The organism is Methylobacterium crusticola, from assembly GCF_003574465.1.
GTDB classification, from domain to species: Bacteria; Pseudomonadota; Alphaproteobacteria; order Rhizobiales; family Beijerinckiaceae; genus Methylobacterium; species Methylobacterium crusticola.
Genome location: NZ_QOWC01000114.1, coordinates 1 through 19,090 on the forward strand (window position 1 = coordinate 1; position 19,090 = coordinate 19,090).

At 74.9% G+C, this 19,090-nt stretch carries 17 protein-coding genes; 9 read left to right on the forward strand and 8 right to left on the reverse strand.

The window, feature by feature from the left end:
* Both DT057_RS23375 and DT057_RS23380 read right to left on the reverse strand, forming a co-directional pair.
* The coding region (locus DT057_RS23375; protein WP_128564506.1) for a L,D-transpeptidase family protein at positions 1 to 1,513 on the reverse strand (1,513 nt) is incomplete at its 3' end.
* Positions 1,514 to 1,595: 82 nt separating this feature from the next.
* Positions 1,596 to 2,177, reverse strand: a complete 582-nt coding sequence (locus DT057_RS23380; RefSeq protein WP_128564507.1) for a TetR family transcriptional regulator — start codon at positions 2,175 to 2,177, stop codon at positions 1,596 to 1,598.
* A gap of 98 nt (positions 2,178 to 2,275) precedes the next feature.
* On the opposite strand from DT057_RS23380, the gene DT057_RS23385 reads away from it, so the two are divergent.
* The 3 genes from DT057_RS23385 to DT057_RS23395 all read left to right on the forward strand — a co-directional run bounded on the left by DT057_RS23385 (position 2,276) and on the right by DT057_RS23395 (position 4,149).
* Positions 2,276 to 2,812, forward strand: coding sequence for a PaaI family thioesterase (locus tag DT057_RS23385; protein WP_128564508.1), 537 nt, complete (start codon positions 2,276 to 2,278; stop codon positions 2,810 to 2,812).
* A gap of 14 nt (positions 2,813 to 2,826) precedes the next feature.
* Complete coding sequence (locus DT057_RS23390; RefSeq protein WP_128564509.1) at positions 2,827 to 3,525, forward strand: SDR family NAD(P)-dependent oxidoreductase; 699 nt, start codon at positions 2,827 to 2,829, stop codon at positions 3,523 to 3,525.
* Between the two features lie 108 nt (positions 3,526 to 3,633).
* The gene (locus tag DT057_RS23395; RefSeq protein WP_128564510.1) at positions 3,634 to 4,149 is read left to right on the forward strand and encodes a DUF1993 domain-containing protein; all 516 of its coding nucleotides are present in this window, start codon (positions 3,634 to 3,636) and stop codon (positions 4,147 to 4,149) included.
* Positions 4,150 to 4,187: 38 nt separating this feature from the next.
* Here the strand turns inward: DT057_RS23395 and DT057_RS23400 are convergent, their stop codons facing one another.
* Positions 4,188 to 6,137 carry a transcriptional regulator gene (locus tag DT057_RS23400; protein WP_238314291.1) on the reverse strand — a complete coding sequence of 650 codons (1,950 nt, stop codon included), beginning with the start codon at positions 6,135 to 6,137 and terminating at the stop codon, positions 4,188 to 4,190.
* Between the two features lie 201 nt (positions 6,138 to 6,338).
* Between DT057_RS23400 and DT057_RS23405 the strand changes: the two genes are divergently transcribed.
* Entirely contained in the window at positions 6,339 to 7,181 is an 843-nt protein-coding gene (locus tag DT057_RS23405; protein WP_128564512.1) for a class I SAM-dependent methyltransferase, read from the forward strand.
* Between the two features lie 36 nt (positions 7,182 to 7,217).
* Here DT057_RS23405 and DT057_RS23410 read toward each other — a convergent pair whose 3' ends face one another.
* Positions 7,218 to 9,083, reverse strand: coding sequence for an MBL fold metallo-hydrolase (locus DT057_RS23410; protein ID WP_128564513.1), 1,866 nt, complete (start codon positions 9,081 to 9,083; stop codon positions 7,218 to 7,220).
* A 273-nt stretch (positions 9,084 to 9,356) separates the two neighbouring features.
* Between DT057_RS23410 and DT057_RS35585 the strand changes: the two genes are divergently transcribed.
* Positions 9,357 to 9,842 (forward strand): MarR family winged helix-turn-helix transcriptional regulator, encoded by a 486-nt coding sequence (locus tag DT057_RS35585; RefSeq protein ID WP_162501482.1) that lies wholly within the window; start codon positions 9,357 to 9,359, stop codon positions 9,840 to 9,842.
* Positions 9,843 to 9,876: 34 nt separating this feature from the next.
* Here the strand turns inward: DT057_RS35585 and DT057_RS23420 are convergent, their stop codons facing one another.
* The 3 genes from DT057_RS23420 to DT057_RS23430 form a co-directional block, all read right to left on the reverse strand.
* A complete protein-coding gene (locus DT057_RS23420; protein WP_128564515.1) occupies positions 9,877 to 10,455 on the reverse strand; it encodes a DUF1254 domain-containing protein in 579 nt (192 codons plus the stop codon).
* Positions 10,452 to 11,165 carry a DUF1214 domain-containing protein gene (locus tag DT057_RS23425; protein WP_128564516.1) on the reverse strand — a complete coding sequence of 238 codons (714 nt, stop codon included), beginning with the start codon at positions 11,163 to 11,165 and terminating at the stop codon, positions 10,452 to 10,454. The genes DT057_RS23420 and DT057_RS23425 overlap by 4 nt, the downstream gene beginning before the upstream one ends.
* A 95-nt stretch (positions 11,166 to 11,260) precedes the next feature.
* The gene (locus DT057_RS23430) at positions 11,261 to 13,498 is read right to left on the reverse strand and encodes a transglycosylase domain-containing protein (protein WP_128564517.1); all 2,238 of its coding nucleotides are present in this window, start codon (positions 13,496 to 13,498) and stop codon (positions 11,261 to 11,263) included.
* Between the two features lie 285 nt (positions 13,499 to 13,783).
* Here DT057_RS23430 and DT057_RS23435 point away from each other — a divergent pair, with 285 nt between their 5' ends.
* The 4 genes from DT057_RS23435 (at position 13,784) to DT057_RS23450 (ending at position 17,760) form a co-directional block, all read left to right on the forward strand.
* On the forward strand, positions 13,784 to 14,302 hold the full coding sequence (locus tag DT057_RS23435) for a YcgN family cysteine cluster protein (protein ID WP_407068151.1): 519 nt from the start codon (positions 13,784 to 13,786) through the stop codon (positions 14,300 to 14,302).
* Between the two features lie 175 nt (positions 14,303 to 14,477).
* Positions 14,478 to 14,981, forward strand: coding sequence for a YciE/YciF ferroxidase family protein (locus DT057_RS23440; RefSeq protein ID WP_128564519.1), 504 nt, complete (start codon positions 14,478 to 14,480; stop codon positions 14,979 to 14,981).
* Between the two features lie 252 nt (positions 14,982 to 15,233).
* Positions 15,234 to 16,190 (forward strand): glutathione synthase, encoded by a 957-nt coding sequence (gshB, locus tag DT057_RS23445; RefSeq protein ID WP_128564520.1) that lies wholly within the window; start codon positions 15,234 to 15,236, stop codon positions 16,188 to 16,190.
* 154 nt (positions 16,191 to 16,344) lie between these two features.
* The gene (locus tag DT057_RS23450; RefSeq protein WP_162501483.1) at positions 16,345 to 17,760 is read left to right on the forward strand and encodes a Hint domain-containing protein; all 1,416 of its coding nucleotides are present in this window, start codon (positions 16,345 to 16,347) and stop codon (positions 17,758 to 17,760) included.
* 54 nt (positions 17,761 to 17,814) lie between these two features.
* On the opposite strand, the gene DT057_RS23455 is transcribed toward DT057_RS23450, so the two are convergent.
* Positions 17,815 to 19,050 (reverse strand): ABC transporter substrate-binding protein, encoded by a 1,236-nt coding sequence (locus tag DT057_RS23455; protein ID WP_128564522.1) that lies wholly within the window; start codon positions 19,048 to 19,050, stop codon positions 17,815 to 17,817.
* Positions 19,051 to 19,090: the final 40 nt, after the last annotated feature.

A 19,090-nucleotide genomic window follows, 5' to 3' on the forward strand; every position in this document is an offset into this window, starting at 1 on the left:
CCTTCGCCGGGCCGGCCTCGGGCCGCGGCGCCGGGGCGGGCCGCGGCGGCGAGGCGGCCCTCGGGGCGGGGCCCGCCAGGGAGCCCGTGGCGGCGACCTCGGGGGCGGCCTTGGCGGGCCCGCTGTCGAGCCCGTAGACGTCGTCGCGGAAATGCGCCCGGCCGTCCGGCGTGGCGTAGCCCGTGAGGTACACGAAGGTCACCGGCACGGGCCTGGCCAGCTTGATGTCGCGGCGCTCGCCCGTGGCGATGCCGGTCTCGATCTCGATCGGTCCCCAGACCGTGCCCGGGCCGCTCGGCCCCGGCGTGCCGTCGAGGAGCCAGGCCGCCAGCGCCTTGACGTCGGCCACGCGCACGCAGCCCGAGGAGTGGAAGCGGACGTCGCGGGTGAAGAGGTTCTTCGAGGGCGTGTCGTGCATGTAGACCGCGTGCCGGTTCGGCATGTCGATCCGCACCTGGCCGAGGGAATTGTCGAAGCCCGGGTCCTGCCGCAGGGTGTAGTTCACCGCCCGCTCGGTCGACCAGTCGATCGCGGTCGGCTGCACCTCGGCCCCCTGCCCGTCGAGCATCCGGATGTGCATCTTGGCGAGATAGCCCGGATCCTTGCGCATGTGCGGGATGATGTCCTTCTTGATCAGGGACACCGGCACGGTCCAGGTCGGGTTGAAGTTGATGTTGGTGACCCTGGTCTCGACGGAGGGCGAGGCCCGGTCGGGCTTGCCCACCACGGCGACGTAGCGGCGCGCGACGGCCCCGCGCTCCACCGCCTCGACGGTGGCGGACGGGATGTTGACCACCACGTAGCGGTCGCCGAAGGCGAAGCTCGACCCCATCAGGCGGTGCGCCGACGCGGCGAGCTGGCGCTGGCGGGTCGCCGCCGGGACGTTGAGGGCCGCCACGGTCTGGCGGCCGACGAGGCCGGTCTCCGGCAGGCCGTGGCGGGCCTGGAACCGCCGCACCGCCGCGACGAGGCCGGGATCCGCCAGGTCGCCCTCCAGGCCGCCCGGCGCGAGGTCCTCGGTCAGGACGAGGTGCCGGCGCAGGGCCGGCACCGCCAGGCCGCGCTCGCCGGGCTTCAGGGTCAGGTCGGCCGGCAGCGCGGGCCACCCCCCCGCCTCGACGATCGCCTGGTAGCGCTCGGCCGCCCGGAGGGTGTCGAGGAAGGTCGCGGGCGTCAGGGTCGGGGTCGCGTCCTGGGAGACCCGCGCCAGCACCAGCGGCGGCAGCTCCCGGGAGACCTTCCTCTGCGGCGGCGCCATCGGCTGGACCGGGCCCACCGGGAGGGGGACCGGCGCCGGGGGAAGGCCGTCGGCCGGCTTGGCGGCGTCCCGGACCGGCTCCCGCGGCGCCTCCTGGCTCGCCGCGGCGGGCTGGGGCACCAGGGCGGGCGGCACGGGCGGACCGGGATCGGCCGCGGCCGCGGCCGCGCCGGCCCCGATCAGCCACGCGAGCGCCGCGACCGGCGGGAGGCCCGGCCGGGGCCGGGCGAACGGGAACGCAACACGCAACACCATCACCGGCCTCGGGCAAGGACGCTCCCGAGGATGGCCCGATCAGGGTTACCAAAGCCCTGCCGGATTCTGGCGGCCGGGCGGGTCAGGCCGGGGCGTCGGCCTCCGGCCGGCCCCCGAAGGCGGCCCGGGCGGCGCCCAGGATCTCGTCGGAGAGGGCCGGATCGTCGACGGCGCGCGCCAGGACCAGCGCGCCGACGAGGCCCGACAGGGTGGCGAGCGCTTCCGGGCGGCCCCCGCCCGGCGCGCTCCCGGCGGCCTGCGCGGCCGTCTCTGCGAGGCGCGCGACGCGGGCCTCGAGCCCCTCCGTGAAGGCGCGCCGCACCGCCTCCGGCTGCCGCCCGATCTCGCCCCCGAGGGCCGCGAGCGCGCAGCCCGCGCCCGGGTGGTCCCGGTGCGCCGGCGACAGGTAGGCGTCGACGAAGCGCGCCAGGGAGGCCGTCCGCGGGACCGGCGCAGCGCCCGGGGTCAGGCTGTGGGCGCAGGCCTGGGCGGCGAGGTCCTCCTTCGAGGCGAAGTGGCCGTAGAAGCCCCCGTGCGTCAGCCCGGCCGCCTCCATCACCTCGGACACCGTCACGGCGGAGAAGCCCCTCTCGCGGAACAGGCGCCCGGCGGCCTCGAGGATGCGGCGCCGGTTCTCCAGGAACTGCTCGCGCGTGACCTTCATCCGGCACCTCCGCCCGCCCCCGTTGACATCATACAGGATCGCGATCATGACTGGCATATCATGATTGCTGTCATGATTGAAGTGGCCGGAGGGGCGGGATGACAGCGGCGTCAGCACACGCGGACCGGGCCGAGGCCGAGCGGTCCCGCCACCGGAGCGTCACCTGGTCCGATCCGCGCGCCATCGCGGCGGCGGCGCAGGGCCGGGACGGCCTCGCGTTCCTGCGGGCGCTGGTCGCCGGCGAGGTGCCGCCGCCCCCGATCGTCAGCCTCCTCGGCATCGCGCTCGCGGCGGCGGAGACGGGCTGCGTGACGATGCGGCTGCCGGCCGGGGAGCACCTCTACAACCCGATCGGCACGGTGCACGGCGGCGTGCTCGCCACCCTCCTGGACAGCGTCATGGGCTGCGCCGTGCACTCCACCCTGCCGGCCGGCCGGGGCTACACCACCCTCGAGATCAAGGTGAACTACCTGCGGGCGGTCACGGAGGCGTCCGGGACGGTGACGGCCGTCGGGCGCATCATCCATGCCGGGCGCCGGCAGGCGGTCGCCGAGGCGAGCCTGACCGATGCGGCCGGCCGCCTCTGCGCCACCGCGAGCACGACCTGCCTGGTCTTCGACCACCCCGCCCGCTGACGCGGAGAGCCGCCATGACCCTGCCCTACCGCACCGCCCTCATCGTCGGCGCCGGCGCCGGCATCAGCGCCGCCCTGGCCCGGGCCCTCGCCGCCGAGGGCGTGCGGGTCGGCCTCGCCGCCCGCGACGCCGGCAAGCTCGCCCCCCTCGCCGAGGAGACCGGCGCGCTCGCCTTCGCGGCCGACGCGTCGGACCCGGCCGCCGTCGCGGCCCTCTTCCGGGAGGCCGACGACCGCCTCGGCGAGCCCGACGCGGTGGTCTACAACGCCAGCGCCCGGGCCCACGGCCCCCTCGCGGAGCTCGACCCGGAGGCGGTCCGGCAGGCCCTCGCCGTCACGGCCTACGGGGGCTTCCTGGTCGCCCGGCAGGCGGCGCGCCGCATGGTGCCGCGCGGGCACGGGGCGATCCTGCTCACCGGCGCCACCGCGGGCATCAAGGGATTTGCCCACTCGGCCGCCTTCGCGATGGGCAAGTTCGCCCTGCGGGGACTGGCGCAGAGCGCGGCCCGTGAGCTCGGCCCGAAGGGCATCCACGTCGCCCACTTCGTCGTCGACGGCGGGGTGCGCAGCGCGCGCCGGCCCGACCCGGCCGACCGGCCCGACAGCACCCTCACGCCGGAGGGCGTCGCCCGGGCCTACGTCGAGGTCCTGCGCCAGCCCCGGGACGCCTGGTCGATGGAGGTCGAGCTGCGGCCCTGGGTCGAGACCTTCTGAAGGCCTCGCGCGGCGCCCGGAAGGTTCCCGGGCCGGGAAGCCCCCCGCCGGGAAGCCCCCGGGGGGCCGCCCGCACCCGTGAAGAATGCTGCCGAGGAACGAGACCCGATGACCCTCTCGATGCACCAAGCCTGCGTCCCGGTCCTGTCGCGGGGCCTGCGCGTGCTCGCGACCCTGCTGCGCAAGGGCGAGGACCACGCGGCCGCGCAGGGGCTCGACCCCGCTGACCTGGTCGGGGCCCGCCTGGCGCCCGACATGCTGCCCCTCGCCGGGCAGGTCCAGCGCGCCAGCGACTCGGCGAAGCTCGCCGCCGCGCGGCTCAGCGGGATCGAGGCTCCGTCCTTCCCCGACGAGGAGCGGACCTTCGACGAGCTGCAGGCGCGGATCGCCCGGACGCTGGCATTCCTCGAGGGCATCGGGCCGGAGCACCTCGCGGGCAGCGAGGCCCGGAGCGTGGTCCTGAGGGCCGGCGGGGCCGAGCAGGTCTTCCGGGGCGACGCCTACCTCCTCGGCTTCGCGCTGCCGAACTTCTTCTTCCACGTCGCCACGGCCTACGACATCCTGCGGCAGGCCGGCGTCGCGATCGGCAAGCGGGACTATCTCGGCCCCTTCGATCCGGCCTGAGGCGGCCCCGCCCGGGGGCCGACGCCCCGGGCCCCCGCTCAGCCCATCCCGATGCGCTCCGCCCCGTCGCGGAACAGCCGGACGCCCTCGGGCGCGAACTGCATCGCGGCGAGGAAATCCGCGGCGCGGTAGTGCGGCGCGTCCCGGCGCAGGACCGCGAGGTGGGCGCGCGCCTCGTCGAGGCGGCCGGCGAGCGCGAGGGACAGGGCCGCGATGGCCTGGATGTGCGCGTGGGCGTTCGGGCGCGCCGCCGCCCTCATGCCCCACTCGGCGGCCTCCTCGAAGCGCCCGAGGCGCACCAGCGCCATGGCGCGGGCGCCCAGCATGCCGAACAGCAGCGGGTCGAACGGGCTCAGGCGGCGCGAGTGGTCGGAGGACGCGATGGCGGCCTCCGGGTCGCCGGTCTGCGAGTGGACGAAGGCGAGGGCGTAGTGGCCCTGGGCGAAGTTGGGGCTCAGGGCCACGGCCTGGTCGAGCTCGACCAGGGATTGCGCGTGGCGGCCCCGCAGCCAGAGGGCGCGGCCCATGGCCCAGTGCGCGGCGGGATCCCGGTCGTCCGCCATCAGGCTCTGCCCGGCCGCCGCGAAGGCGAGGTCGGCCGCCCGCTCCCGCGGCGCCCAGCCCTGGAACGCGTCCTGGAAATGCGTGAAGGACAGGGCCGCGTGCGCCCGCGCGAAGGTCGGGTCGCGGCCCACCGCCACCTCGAGGAAGTGCCGGGCCAGGCCGTTGTCGGGGCGGTTGAAGCGGTACATGTGCCAGAGGCCGCGGTGATGCGCCTCCCAGGCGTCGAGCGAGTGGGGCGGCCGCAGGATCGCGCGGTTGCGCTCGCAGGCCTCGATCTCCCCGGCCACGGAGGCGACGATCCCGTCGCCGATCGCGTCGAGGACCTCGAGGGTGGCGTCGAGCCCGCCGTCGAAGACCTCGGCCCAGACGATCCGGGCGGTCCGCGCCTCGACGAGCTCGACCGCGACGGCGAGGCGGGCCCCGTGCCGCCGCACCGAGCCGCCGACGACGTAGTCGACGTTCAGCATCCGGCCGGCCTCCTCGGGCCCGACCCGCCGCGCGTCGAGGGCGAAGACCGTGCCTTGCGCGATCACGAGCAACGTCCGGAGCTTGGCGAGGCGCGTGATCACGTCGTGGGCGAGCGCGTGGGCGGTCCCGCCGCGGGAGCCGATCACGGCCGCGGCGTCCGCGAAGGGCATCACCGCGACCGAGGCCCGGCGCGGCGCCGGGGGCCCGGCATCGTCCCGGCCGGCCTCCGGGGCGGCGGCGCGCGCGGGGGGCGCGCCCTCCCGCCGATCCCGGGCCGCCCGCCACGCGGCGTCGAGCGGGGCGGCGTCGAGCCCCTCGGCCTCGAACAGCCGGACCGCCGCCGCCAGGTGCTCCTCGCCCTCGCGGGCGAGGCCCTGCCGGGCGAGCGCCGCGAGCAGCAGGGCGTGGACGCGGGGGTCGAGGGGCGCGAGGGCGAGCCACGGCTCGAGGAGCCCGAGCCGCTCGTCGTCCGGGACCCGCCCGACCAGCTCCTCCAGCAGGGCGGCGCGGCAGGCGCGGAAGCGCCGGCGCTGCGCGGTGAGCCAGGCCGTGAAGGCGGGGCTGCGGTCGATCGCGAGGTCCTCCAGGACCTCTCCGGCGAAGGCCCCGGCGAGCGCCCGAAGCTCCGCCGTGGCGAGCGCGGCGACGCCCCGCCGGGCCGCCAGCGCGACCCTGCCGGCGTCGACCGCGCAGCCCGACAGGTCGAGGGCCACGGTGTCCGCCGCGGTCACGACCCGGGCCGCGCCGGGCTCGTCGACGAGGCGCCGGATCTTGCTCAGGCACCAGCGCAGTTCGCCCCGCGGATCGTCGGGGACGTCCCACAGCAGCGCGCAGAGCTGGCCGCGCGGGACGGGGCGCGGCGCCAGGGCCAGGTAGGCGAGGAGGCCCCGCACCTTCCGCGAGGCCGGCAGCTCCCGGGGGGCGCCGTGCCGGCACAGGCGGAGCGGGCCGAGCATGCGGAGCTCGACCGGGGGGAGGTCCCGCGGGAATGCCGGCCCGGGCGATTCCACGGGCACTTCCACGCCGCGTCCCACGCTCGCCTCCACGTGCGGCCGCTACTCGTCCGGGCGACGGTCACGGCGCGCGCCGGATCCGACCGCCGCATCGCACGGGCGTCCCGCGGTCCTGCCCGACCGCCGCCCGAACGGAGGACCGCCATGGTGCCCGACGCCGCCCCGACGAGTCAAAGCCTCCCGGCCGCCCGGCCCGACCTCGACGCCCTCAAGGCCCGCCAGAGGGGCACGTGGTCGTCCGGCGACTACGCGGTGGTCGGCAGCACGCTGCAGATCGTCGGCGAGACCCTGTGCGAGACCCTCGACCTGCGCTCGCACCAGAGGGTGCTCGACGTCGCGGCCGGCAACGGCAACGCCTCGCTCGCGGCGGCGCGGCGCTGGTGCGAGGTGGTGGCGAGCGACTACGTGCCGGCCCTGCTCGCGCGCGCCCAAGCCCGCGCCGAGGCGGACGGCCTCGCGATCACCTGCCGGGAGGCCGATGCCGAGGCGCTGCCGTTTCCCGAGGCGAGCTTCGACGTCGTCGTGTCCACCTTCGGGGTGATGTTCACCCCCGACCCGGAGCGGGCGGCGGCCGAGCTGCTGCGCGTCTGCCGGCGCGGCGGCCGGATCGGCCTCGCCAACTGGACGCCGGAGGGGTTCGTCGGGCAGCTCTTCAGGACCATCGGCGCGCACGTCCCGCCGCCCGCCGGAGTCGGGTCGCCGGCCCTGTGGGGCACGCCGGAGCGCCTGAACGCCCTGTTCGGGCCGCACGCGATCGCGGCGGTGCCGCGCCACTACGTCTTCCGGTACCGCTCCCCCGCCCACTGGCTCGCGGTGTTCCGGACCTGCTACGGGCCGGTGCTCAAGGCCTTCGCGGCCCTCGAGCCGGAGCGCCAGGCGGCCCTCGCCCAGGATCTCCTCGACCTGGTCGGCCGGTTCAACCGCTCGGGCGACGCGTCCATGGTGGTGCCGGGCGAGTACCTCGAGGTCGTGGTGACGCGGCTCTGAGGCCGGGGCGCCGCGCGGCCACGGCTCCGGGGCGCGTCACGGCCCCGGCGCGGGGGCGCCGCGCGGCTCCGGCGCGGGGGCGCCGCGCGGCTCCGGCTCGATCTCGCGCAGCGCGAGGTCCGCCAGCCAGCGCAGGTGGGTCGCCGCCTCCTCGTCGAGGGTGCGCGGGCGGGTGTCGGCGACGCAGAGCGTCCCGATGCAGCGGCCGTCGCGCAGCACCAGGGGCTGGCCGGCGTAGAAGCGCAGGGACGGCGGACCGGTCACGGCCGGGTTGTCGGCGAAGCGGGCATCGAGCAGCGTGTCGGGCACGATGAGCGGCACCGCCCGGCCGCTCGCCTCGGAGGCCGCCACCGCGTGGGCGCACAGCGAGACGTCGCGGGGTGTCTCCCGGAAGGCGAAGCCGTGCGCGGCCTTGAACCACTGCCGGTCCTCCCCGACGAGGGACAGGGCGACGTAGGGCACCGCCAGCACGTGCGCCGCCAGGGTGACGAGGCGGTCGAAGCGCGCCTCGGGCGCGGTGTCGAGGAGGTTCAGGCCGTCGAGGGCGGCGAGGCGCTCGCTCTCGAGGACCGGGGTCTCGGCCCGCACCCAGCGGCAGGCGGTGCGCATCAGCCAGGCGCGGAAGCGGGTGCGGGCGTAGCTCGCCGTGTAGGGCGCCACCAGCCGGTCGCTGATCCCGAGCGCCTCGTCGCCGCACCGGTCCGCGCACGGCGTCGCCAGCACGATGGGCAGGTCGCGCCCCAGGGGGCCGAGGGAGCGCACGGCGCCGCAGATCGCCGCGAGGCCGGCCCGGCCGGCCTCGCCGGTCTCCAGCACCGCGAGGGCCGGCCGGTGGCGCGCCACGGCGGCGGCGACCGCCCCCGCCGCGAAGGCGGCCTCGTGGACGCCGATCCCGTCGCCGCGCAGGATCGCCGCGAGGCGGGCGGCCTCGGCGGGGTCGGAGGCCGCGAGGACCACCGCCTGGGCGGTGAGGGCCGGCGTCACGGGCTCCCGGGCGGAGCGGGCGCGCCCGTCCGCGGGCGCGGCGCGGCGGGCGGCCGAGAGGTCGACCACCTGCCCCTCCGCGGCCGCGAACACCGCCACCGGCGGCTCCCCCGCCTGCCGGCGGTATCGCGCCACCAGGGCGTCGAGGCTGTCGTCGTCCCGCTGCGGGTCGTGGTGCGTCAGGGCGAGGCGCCGGGCGCCGGCCTCGCGGGCGACGCGCAGCGCGTACTCGACCGGGCTGTGGCCCCAGCCGATCTTCGCCGGGTACTCCGCCGCCGTGTACTGCGCGTCGTGGATCACGAGGTCGGCGCCGCGCAGGAAGTCGGCGTGCCGCCGGTCCTGCCCCTCGAGCGCGCCCTCGCCGCCCGCGGTGCTGCTGCTGTAGGGCTCGTGGTCGAGGGCGTAGACCACCGTGGCCCCGTCGGCCTCCAGGCGGTAGCCCAGCGTCAGGGCCGGGTGGTTGAGGTAATGGGTCTCGACCGCGACGTCGTCGTCCTCGCCGAGCGTCAGGGTGCCCTCGACGAGCTCGTGGTAGCGGATCGTGGCCCCGAGCTGCTCCAGCGCCACCGGGAAGTAGCTGTACTGCATCTGGCCCGAGAGGGTCTCCCGCAGGGAGGCGCCGAGCCCGCGCGGCGCGTAGATGTCCCACTCGTTGCCCGGGGCGAAGAAGGGGGCGAAGAACGGCACGCCCTGGATGTGGTCCCAGTGGGTGTGGGTGATCAGCACGTGGCCGCGCACCGGGTGCCCCCTGGCGCTCAGCTCCTGGCCGAGCGCGTAGGCGCCCGTGCCCATGTCGAGCACCACGAGGGTGCCGCGGTCGGAGCGCAGGGCGACGCAGGAGGTGTTGCCGCCGTAGCGGATCGTGCGCGGTCCGGGGACGGGCAGGGACCCGCGGGTTCCAAAGAAGCGAACCTGCATGGCGTGAACCCTCGCGGTCCGGTCGCGCGATCGGCCGTCCTTGCCCGGCGGCCGCGCGGGCCGCCGCTCCGCCGCGATGATGCCTGCGGGCGGCCCGGCCGAGAAGAGGCTTCGCGCGGGGGGGACCCTCGCGCGAGGGTCCTCGCGCGGGGAGGCGGCGCCCGGACGCCCGGCGGGGCTTGCCTCGGGCGGGGCTTGCCTCGGGCGGGGCTTGCCTCGGGCGGCGATCTTGGGCAGGTGGCGGCACGATTCCGGCGAGAAGGCACGTCAGCGTTGCACACAGCCCATCTCGGCCTGGCCCATCTCGAGGGGCTGCTCGGCTACTCCCTGCGCCGCACGCAGGTCGCGATCTCCCGCAGCTTCGTCCAGATCTTCTCCGACCTCGGCGTGCGCCAGACCCAGCTCGGCGTGCTGAACGTCATCGAGGGGAACCCGGGCCTCAAGCCGAGCCAGGTCGGGGCGATCATCGGCATCAAGCGGACCAATGTCGGGCCGCTGCTCGACGAGCTGGAGGGCCGCGGCCTCGTGCGGCGCGCGCCCGCTCCCGCCGACCGGCGCTCGCACGCCCTCTTCCTCACCGCGGCCGGGGAGGGCCTGATGGCCGAGCTGCACCGGCGCGAGGCCGCGCACGAGGAGCGGATCGCAACCTATCTCGGCCCCGGGGAGCGGGACGTGCTCCTCGACCTGCTCCGGCGCGTCGAGCAGGGCTGCCGCGACGTCGAGGACGAGGCCGGGACGGACGCCGAGGACGGCGCCTGACGGCGCAGGCCCTGACGGCGCGGCGGCGCCGGCCTCACTCGTCCGCGTCGATGGTGCAGGAGACCGAGCGGGCGGTCTGGTTGGCGAGGGCCTGCTGGCTCGGCAGGGCGGCGAGCGCCCGCACCGCCACGAAGCCCTCGCGGCTCGGCGCCACGATGCGGACGTCGCGGTTGCGCTCGTCCTCGTCCGCGTTGGCGAGCGCCTCGTCGAACTGGCGCCGGGTCATGATCACGAGCTCGATGTTGCCGCGCAGCGCCGCCTGGTCGGTGACCGCGTAGAAGGCGCCGCCGCGCCCGTGCACCGAGAGCGACTCGAACAGCGGGCCGGTCTCGGCCGAGATCCGCACCGGGCCGTCCGCGAGGTCGTAGGCGCAGACGCCCACCGCCGTCGCCGGGTCCTGGGGCGGCAGCCAGCCCTCCGCGGCCTCCGGCGGGCCGCTGACCTCGGCGGCGTGGATCAGCACGGCGGTGTCGTTGGCGAGGGTCGCGCGCGAGCGGGAGAGCGCGTCGCTGGTCGACAGGTAGGGGATCGCCAGCACGACCGCGACGTGGACGATCCCGGCGAGCACGAGCCCGCACAGGGTGGCGAGGAGGAAGCGCCCGGCGGGGGTCACGGGCAGCCCTCCCGGGTGATCGACGGCACGCCCTCGCGCTCCAGCACGCCGGTGCTGGCCGCCACCGGCGTGTCGTAGAGGCGCAGCACCAGCCGGATCGAGCCGTCGCCCGCCGGCATCGGCAGCCAGTTGCCCGGCTGCACGGTCGGGCTCAGCGCGATGGCGAAGCGGCCGGAGCGGTCGCGCAGGATCTCGGTCGAGGTGAAGCCGGTGCGGGGCGGGGGCCCGCCCGCCTCCGGGGCGGCCTTGGCCCGCCGCCGGCGCTCGACCGTGAGGGTCCAGGCCCGGGCCGGGGGCGTGGCGCCGGCGATCGCGTAGCGGCACGAGGGATCGAGGCGGCGGCCCGCATCGTCGGTGAGCGCGGTGAGCAGCAGGCCCTCGCCGAGGGCGATCGGGATCTCGCCGGTGCGGGCGTGGATCGCCCGCACGTAGGGGTCGGCGTCGCGCGAGCCGATCCGCGGCCAGGCGGTCCAGGCGTTGAGCGCGATGCCCCCGAAGGGATAGCGGCCGCGGGTGGCCCAGTTGGCGCTGGCGAGCCCGAGCCCGGCGCCGAGCCCGAGGGCGTAGACCACGAGCCCGACCGTGCCGGCGCGCCGCGGGTCGAGGCCCGAGCGGCGCATCCACGCGAGGCCCCGCCGCAGGCGGGGCCGGAGGGGGGCGGCGCGCGCCGCCATGTCGGCGGGGGCCCGGGCGAGTCTCTCAGCCAGCATCGCGGCCCTGTCTACAGCAGATGGGGCCCCGGGTTGAACGGCTTTTTGCGCGGGACCGGCCCCCGCGCGGCCGCGGGCGGGGCCGCCCCGCGCCCTCACGGCATGGCGATGCGGCCGCCGACCGCCCGGGCGCCCTCCGCCACCGGGCCGGGTGCGTCCGCCTTCAGGGCGGCGCGGCCGGGCGGGGCGCTCTCGACGGCGCGGAAGAGGTTGCCGATGCCGCCCAGGACCTCGAAGGAGCGCCGCGAGATCGCCCCGGAGGGTGCGCCCGGGGCGGGGGCTGCGGGCGTCGCGGCCTTGGCCGCCTGGGCGCCCGGCCTGTCGGCCTCGAAGCCCGGCATGGGCTTGAGCTCGATGCCCTGGTGGGCCGGCGCCATCACCTCGTGGAAGGTCATCGCCGGCAGGGAGCCGCCGGTCATGTTCTTGGTCGAGGTGTGGTCGTCGTTGCCGTACCAGACGGCCGTGACGAGGTTGCCGGTGAAGCCGACGAACCAGGCGTCCCGGTAGGCGTTCGTGGTGCCGGACTTGCCCGCCGTCCGCACGCCCTCGATGCCCGCCTTGCGCCCCGTGCCCTCGTCCACGACCTTGTTCAGCATGTAGTTCATGTCGCCGACGACGCGGGTGGAGAGCACCTGCTCGGGGGGCGGCTCGCTCGTGTCGTGGCGGTAGATCACCTCGCCGGCGCCGGTGCGGATCTCGACGGCCGCGTAGGGCTTCGCCCGCCGGCCCCCGTTGGCGAAGACCGCGTAGCCGGCGGCCTGGTCGATCACCGTCACCTCGGCCGAGCCGATCGGCAGCGAGACCGAGTCGACGAGATTGGTGGTCAGGCCCATCCTGTGGGCGGTGTCGATGATCTTGGCCCGGCCGAGCTTGGCGGCCCGGGCCTCGTGGGTCTCGCCCATGGCCTTGCCCATGGCGATCGAGAACTGCACCGGGATGGTGTTGATCGATTTCGCCACGGCGATCCACAGCGGCATCGCGCCCGCGAAGGAGCGGCCATAATTCGCCGGGCACCAGTTGCCGATGCAGACCGGCCGGTCGACCACACGGCTGTCGGGCCGCCACTGCCCGGTCGAGAGCGCGGCGGCGTAGACGTAGGGCTTGAACGAGGAGCCGGGCTGGCGCAGGGCGTCGGTGGCGCGGTTGAACTGGCTCTGGCCGTAATCGGACCCGCCCACCATCGCCCGCACGCCGCCGTCGGGATCCATCGTCACGAGGGCGGCCTGCTCGACGTCGAAGGCGTCGCCGAACTGGCGCAGGACGTTCTCCACCGCCTGGTCGGCCCGCTTCTGGATCGACAGGTCGAGCGGCGTCTTGACCACCAGGACCCGCTCCTTCTTCAGCTTGCCCTCGTCGGCGAGCTTCTTGATCTCGTTGAAGGCCCAGTCGAGGTAGTAGTCGGCGCTGATGTCGCGCGAGCGGGTCACCGGGGTCGCCGGGTTGCGCAGGGCCGACTGGATCTGGCCCTCGGTGAGGTAGCCGGCCTCCACCATGTTGTGCAGCACGTCCGCCGCCCGGGCGCGGGCCGCCGGCAGGTTGACGTGCGGCGCGTACTTCGTCGGCGCCTTGAACAGGCCCGCCAGCATGGCGGCCTCGGCCAGCGAGATGTCCTTCAGGTTCTTGCCGAAGTAGTAGTCGGCCGCGGCCGCCGCCCCGAAGGTGCCCCCGCCCATGTAGGCGCGGTCGAGGTAGAGCTTCAGGATCTCGTTCTTGGACAGGTGCGATTCGAGCCAGAGCGCCAGGAACGCCTCGTTGACCTTGCGCTCGAGCGAGCGCTCGTTCGACAGGAAGAGGTTCTTGGCGAGCTGCTGGGTCAGGGAGGAGCCGCCCTGGACGTGGCCGCCCCCGCGCGCGTTCACGGTCACGGCCCGGAGCGTGCCGATCGGGTCGATGCCCCAGTGCTCGTAGAAGCGCCGGTCCTCGGTCGAGATCAGGGCCTTGACCAGGATGTCGGGGAACTCGTCGATGCGCAGCGAATCGTCGTGCTTGATGCCGCGCCGGCCGACCTCGACGCCGTAGCGGTCGAGGAACGTCACCGCGAGGTCCTGGGCCTTGAGCCAGTTCTCGCTCGTCTGGTTGAAGGCCGGCTGGGCCAGGGTCAGCATCACCACCCCGGCGCCGAGCCCGAGCGTCACGCCCTCGCTGGCGAGGTCGAGCACGACGCGCTTCGCGCCCCGGGCGCCGAAGCGCCGCTGCATCGCCTCCGCGACGCGGGCGTAGGCGTCGCCGAAGGAGCGGCCGCCGTCGTACAGGCCCGCATTCAGCCAGGCGTCGAAGCCGAGCGCACCGCGCCCGAGGCGCGTCCAGAACGAGGTGAGCCGGTTCAGGGGCACGGCGACGACTTCCTTGACGGCCCGCGACTCTGCGGGCGCTCCAGATCTACCAAGCCTCGCACGCTAGCGCGAGACCAAGGCGGCCGGGAGGCGGGCGACCCCGGCCCTGCGGCCAATATGGCCCGTCCCCGGCCCGACACGAGGTCGCAGGACTACCGATGGCGCGGACCGCGGCTTGCCCTCGGGCGCCGGGCGGGGCAGACCGGCGCCATCGCCCCGACAAGCCGTGCGCCGCGCCACGCCTCTTGCAGACCAAGGACGCCCGCGCGGGGGCCCTCGCCCGAGATCGCCGTGTCCAGAGCCCCCAAAGCAGCCGCGGCCCCGCGCCCACAAGCCTCCCTCAAGGCGCAGACGCCGTTCTGGCGCGGGAAGACCCTGGAGGAGCTGAGCGCCGCGGAGTGGGAGAGCCTCTGCGACGGCTGCGGCCGCTGCTGCCTCCTGAAGCTCGAGGACGAGGACACCGGGGAGATCCACCACACCGACATCGGCTGCACGCTCCTCGACGCGGGGACCTGCCGCTGCCGCGACTACGAGCAGCGCCAGCGCCGGGTGGCCGACTGCGTCCGCCTGACGCCCGAGACCGTGCGCGCGCTGACCTGGCTGCCGCCGACCTGCGGCTACCGCCTGGTGCGCGACGGGCGCGACCTGCCCTGGTGGCACCCCCTGGTCTCGGGGACGCGCCGGACCGTGCACGAGGCCGGCATCTCGGTCAGCGGCCGGGTCAGCGGCCACGAGGAGGAGTTCACCACCGACGAGCTGCCCGACCGCATCGTGGCCTGGCCGGCCGAGGACCCGGAGGGCTGAGCCCGCCCCGGCCGGGCCGATACCCTCCCGGAGTTTTTCAGGAACCGGTCCTCCGGGGCGACGTTCCCCCGGCAGAGCGGGCCGCCAGCGCACCACCATCGGCGCATCGACGCCGTCGTCGATCCCGGCTGCCGCGTCCCCTGCCAGCACGAACCAAGCCTGAGGAGCACCCGCGATGGGCCTATTCTCGAAGCCGATCAAGACCATGGAAGATCTCTTCCATCACATGCTGCAGGACATCTACTACGCCGAGCAGCAGATCACCAAGGCGCTGCCGAAGATGATCGCCAAGGCGACGGACCCGCAGCTCAAGCAGGGGTTCGAGACGCACCTGCGCGAGACGGAGGGGCAGATCAAGCGGCTCGACCAGGTGTTCCAGACGCTCGGCCTGCCGGCCAAGGGCGTGCGCTGCGCCGCCATGGACGGCATCGTCGCCGAGGCCGAGGAGATCATCGGCGACACCGACGACAAGCAGGTGCTCGACGCCGCCATGCTGGCCGCCGCCCAGGCGGTCGAGCACTACGAGATCACCCGCTACGGCACCCTGATCGCGTTCGCCCAGCAGCTCGGGCATTCCGACGTCGTGGCGCCGCTCCAGCAGACCCTCGAGGAGGAGAAGGCGACCGACAAGGCCCTCACCGCCCTCGCGCAGAGCAACGTCAACCGCAAGGCGGCCTGATCCCGCGAGGCAGGGCGGGCCGCGCAGGATTCTGGCGCGCGACTTGCAAGCCCGGAGGCAGCCCTCATGGGCGTTTCCTCCCTCGAACTTGAGGCCCTGCCCGCGGACCGCGGGCGGGGCCTTCCTTCGTGCGGGACCTCCACCATCGTCCCGGAACGCCTCCTTCGTCCGGGACCGCTCCCGGCCGCCCTCGCCCGTTGCCATCCCGGCGCCCGCGCCCGATAACCCGGGCGACCGGAGGACACCCCCGACATGGCCCTCACCGTCGCGGTCCAGATGGACCCGATCCAGGCGATCCGCATCGCCGGCGACACCACCTTCGCGCTGCTGCTCGAGGCGCAGGCCCGCGGCCACACCCTGCTGCACTACACGCCGGACCGGCTCTCGATGCGCGACGGGCGCGTCACCGCCCGGGTCGAGCCCCTGCGGGTGCAGGACGTCGAGGGCGCGCACGCGACTCTGGGAGCCCCGGAGCGCATCGACCTCGCCACGGCCGACGTGGTGCTGATGCGCCAGGACCCGCCCTTCGACCTCGCCTACATCACGGCGACCCACCTCCTGGAGCGCATCCACCCGCGCACGCTGGTGGTGAACGACCCCTTCGAGGTGCGCAACGCGCCCGAGAAGCTCTTCGTCACCGCCTACCCGGAGCTGATGCCGCCGACCCTGATCACCCGCGACAAGCAGGAGATCGAGGCCTTCCGGGCCGAGCACGGCAGCGTGGTGATGAAGCCCCTGCACGGCCACGGCGGCGCGGCGGTGCTGCGCGTGCTGCCCGACGACCCGAATTTCGGCTCGATGTACGACCTCTTCGCGGTGACGTTCCGCGAGCCCTGGGTGGTGCAGCGCTTCCTGCCGAAGATCACGGAGGGCGACAAGCGCATCATCCTGATCGACGGCGAGCCCCTCGGCGCCGTCAACCGGGTGCCGGCGGCCAACGACATCCGCTCCAACATGGTCCGGGGCGGCACCGGCGGCGCCACGGCGCTGAGCGGGCGGGAGCGCGAGATCTGCGCGGCCATCGGCCCGGAGCTGCGCCGCCGCGGCCTGATCGTGGTCGGGATCGACGTCATCGACGGGAACCTCACGGAGATCAACGTCACCTCGCCGACGGGCATCCGGGCGATCCGGCGCCTGGGCGGCCCCGACCTCGCGGCGGCGGCCTGGGACGCGATCGAGCGCAAGGTGACGCGGCCCCAGGCGGCCTGACGGCCGCGCCCGACGGGGCCATCAATCAGTAGTTGTATTCTGGACACAGCACCTGGAGAACGCGGGCGAGCGGGCGCGGGGTCGCGGCATGTTGATTGACAATGCAATCTCAGATTGCACTGTCGGGACGCGCACCCGCTTCCGAGGAATCACCATGGCCGTTACCTTCGACAACACGACTTTCGGCGCCGCTCAAGCCACCACCGGCGCGCTCGTGCTCAACAGCTTCACCGGCACGTCACTGCTCTCGGGCGCCACGCCCGTCACCATCAACGGCACCATCGACCAGCCGAACTCCCCGGTCAGCGTCAACCTCAACATCGCCAACGTGGCCTACACGGGCGCGAGCGGCACCTACCTGGGCTTCAGCCCGGCGCAGAACGGCGACTACGTCTACTATTTCGGCGTGAGCGGCGCCGGCCTCCTGACGCCGGTGACGATCGGCGTGACGGGCGCCGCGGCCCTTCCCGACCTCAGCGTCCTGACGCCGATCAACACTGCCAACGTGACCGCTCCGGTCGGCCCCAACACTCCCCCGTGCTTCGTCACCGGCACGCGGATCCGGACCGCGCGCGGCGAGGTCGCGGTCGAGCACCTGGCGGTCGGCGACCGCGTCGTCACGGCCTCGGGCGCCGAGCGGCCGGTGCGCTGGATCGGGCACCGGCGCGTCGACTGCGCGCGCCACCCCGAGCCGCGGGCGGTCTGGCCGGTGCGCGTCCGCGCCGGCGCGTTCGGAGAGGGGCTGCCCGCCCGCGACCTCTGGCTCTCGCCCGACCACGCCGTCTGCGTCAGCGTCCTCGACGAGGTGCTGATTCCGGTCAAGCACCTGATGAACGACGCCACCGTGGCGCAGGTGCCGGTGGACGAGGTCGGCTACTGGCACGTCGAGCTCGACGGCCACGAGATCCTGCTGGCCGAGGGCCTGCCCTCCGAGAGCTTCCTCGACACCGGGGTCCGGGCCGCCTTCGCGAACGGGGCTGAGCACGCGGTCCTGCACCCGGACTTCGCGCCCCGCGCCCACGGCGACTTCTGCCGGCCGCTGATCCAGGAGGGCGCGATCGTGCGGGCGGTCAGGGCGCGGCTCGCCGCCCGGGCCGCGGCGCTCGGCTGGACCATCACGGCCGATCCCGACCTGCGCGCGGTCGCCGACGGGGTCGTGATCCGGCCCGTGATGGAGGGCGCGACGGCCCGCTTCGCGCTGCCCGCCGGGACGCGCGCGGTGCGCCTCGTCTCGCGCACCTTCGCGCCGGCCGGGCTCGATCCGGCGACGGGCGATTCGCGCCGCCTCGGCGTGCCGCTGCGCGGCCTGTCGATCGAGGGCGAGGTCGCCCGCAGCCTGGCGGCCGACGACCCGCGGCTCTCGGCGGGATTCAGCTTCGCGCAAGGGGGCGCCGGCGACACCTGGCGCTGGACCGACGGCGACGCGCAGCTCCCCGCCGACCTGTGGGAGGGCGTCGCGGGCGCCTTCACGCTCCGGGTCGCCCTGGTGCCGGCGCAGGCCTGGGCGGGCGACGGGGTCTACGCCGTGCCGCGCGCGGAGCGCGGCGAGGACCTCGCCGCGGCCGCGTGACCTGACCGCGAGGGGCCCCGCGACGCCGCCGGCGTCGCGGGGCCCCTCCGCCCGTCACTGCGTCAGCGGGCAGCCGCTGTCCTTGGCCGACAGGAAGGCCTTGTCGCCCGGGATGGTGGCGAGCAGCTTGTAGTAGTCCCACGGCGCCTTCGACTCGGCCGGCGACTTGACCTGGAACAGGTACATGTCGTGGACCATGCGGCCGTTGGCCTGGACCTTGCCGCCGCGGCCGAAGAAGTCGTCGACCGGCAGCTCCCGCATCTTGGCCGCCACCGCCTCGGTCTCGTCGGTGCCGGCGGCCCTCACGGCCTTGAGGTAGTGCTGCACCGAGGAGTAGGTGCCGGCCTGGATCATGCTCGGCATCTTGCCGAAGCGGGCCATGTAGCGCTTGGCGAAGCCGCGGGCCTGGTCGTCGAGGTCCCAGTAGTAGCCCTCGGTCAGCACGATGCCCTGGGCGGCCTTGAGGCCGATGCCGTGCACCTCGGCCAGCGTGAACAGGAGCGCGGCGAGGCGCTGCCCGCCCTGCACGATGCCGAACTCCGCCGCCTGCTTGATCGAGTTCGAGGTGTCGAGGCCGGCATTCGCCAGCCCGATGATCTTGGCGCCCGAGCCCTGGGCCTGGAGCAGGAACGAGGAGAAGTCCTGGGCGCTGAGCGGGTGGCGCACGCTGCCCACGACCTTGCCGCCCTTGGCCTCGACGTACTTGCTGGTGTCGGCCTGGAGCGCGGTGCCGAAGGCGTAGTCGGCGGTGAGGAAGAACCAGGCGTCGCCGCCGGTCTCGACCAGGGAGCCGCCGGTGCCGACCGCGAGGGCGTGGGTGTCGTAGGCCCAGTGGAAGCCGTAGGGCGAGCACTGCTTGCCGGTGAGGTCCGTGGTGGCGGCGCCGTCCACGATGGTGATCTTCTTCTTCTCCCGCGACAGGCCCTGCACGGCGAGCGCCACCGAGGAGGTCGTCAGCTCCATGATGGCGTCGACCTTGTCGGTGTCGTACCACTGGCGCGCGACGTTCGAGGCGATGTCGGGCTTGTTCTGGTGGTCGGCGTCGACGATCTGGATCGGCGCGTCCAGCACCTTGCCGCCGAAATCCTCGACCGCCATCCGGGCGGCCTCGATGGAGCCGCGACCGCCGAAATCGGCGTAGACGCCCGACTGGTCGTTGAGGATGCCGATCTTCACCACGCCGTCGGAGACGCCCTTCTGGCCCTGCGCCTGCGCCTGCGCGGCGAGGGCGAGGGCCAGGCCGGCGGCCAGCGTGGTCGTGCGGGCGAGCGCCCGGGCCAGTCGTGTCATGCCATCCTCCCGGGGCCGTCGCGGCGGCCCTTTTCCTCAA

Excerpts from the sequence above, each read along its gene's own strand:
- DT057_RS23380 (WP_128564507.1), bottom strand. The coding sequence starts at position 2,177 with ATGAAGGTCACGCGCGAGCAGTTCCTGGAGAACCGGCGCCGCATCCTC.
- DT057_RS23385 (WP_128564508.1), top strand. The coding sequence starts at position 2,276 with ATGACAGCGGCGTCAGCACACGCGGACCGGGCCGAGGCCGAGCGGTCC.
- DT057_RS23390 (WP_128564509.1), top strand. The coding sequence starts at position 2,827 with ATGACCCTGCCCTACCGCACCGCCCTCATCGTCGGCGCCGGCGCCGGC.
- DT057_RS23395 (WP_128564510.1), top strand. The coding sequence starts at position 3,634 with ATGACCCTCTCGATGCACCAAGCCTGCGTCCCGGTCCTGTCGCGGGGC.
- DT057_RS23400 (WP_238314291.1), bottom strand. The coding sequence starts at position 6,137 with ATGCTCGGCCCGCTCCGCCTGTGCCGGCACGGCGCCCCCCGGGAGCTG.
- DT057_RS23405 (WP_128564512.1), top strand. The coding sequence starts at position 6,339 with ATGGTGCCCGACGCCGCCCCGACGAGTCAAAGCCTCCCGGCCGCCCGG.
- DT057_RS23410 (WP_128564513.1), bottom strand. The coding sequence starts at position 9,083 with ATGCAGGTTCGCTTCTTTGGAACCCGCGGGTCCCTGCCCGTCCCCGGA.
- DT057_RS23425 (WP_128564516.1), bottom strand. The coding sequence starts at position 11,165 with ATGCTGGCTGAGAGACTCGCCCGGGCCCCCGCCGACATGGCGGCGCGC.
- DT057_RS23440 (WP_128564519.1), top strand. The coding sequence starts at position 14,478 with ATGGGCCTATTCTCGAAGCCGATCAAGACCATGGAAGATCTCTTCCAT.
- gshB (WP_128564520.1), top strand. The coding sequence starts at position 15,234 with ATGGCCCTCACCGTCGCGGTCCAGATGGACCCGATCCAGGCGATCCGC.
- DT057_RS23450 (WP_162501483.1), top strand. The coding sequence starts at position 16,345 with ATGGCCGTTACCTTCGACAACACGACTTTCGGCGCCGCTCAAGCCACC.
- DT057_RS23455 (WP_128564522.1), bottom strand. The coding sequence starts at position 19,050 with ATGACACGACTGGCCCGGGCGCTCGCCCGCACGACCACGCTGGCCGCC.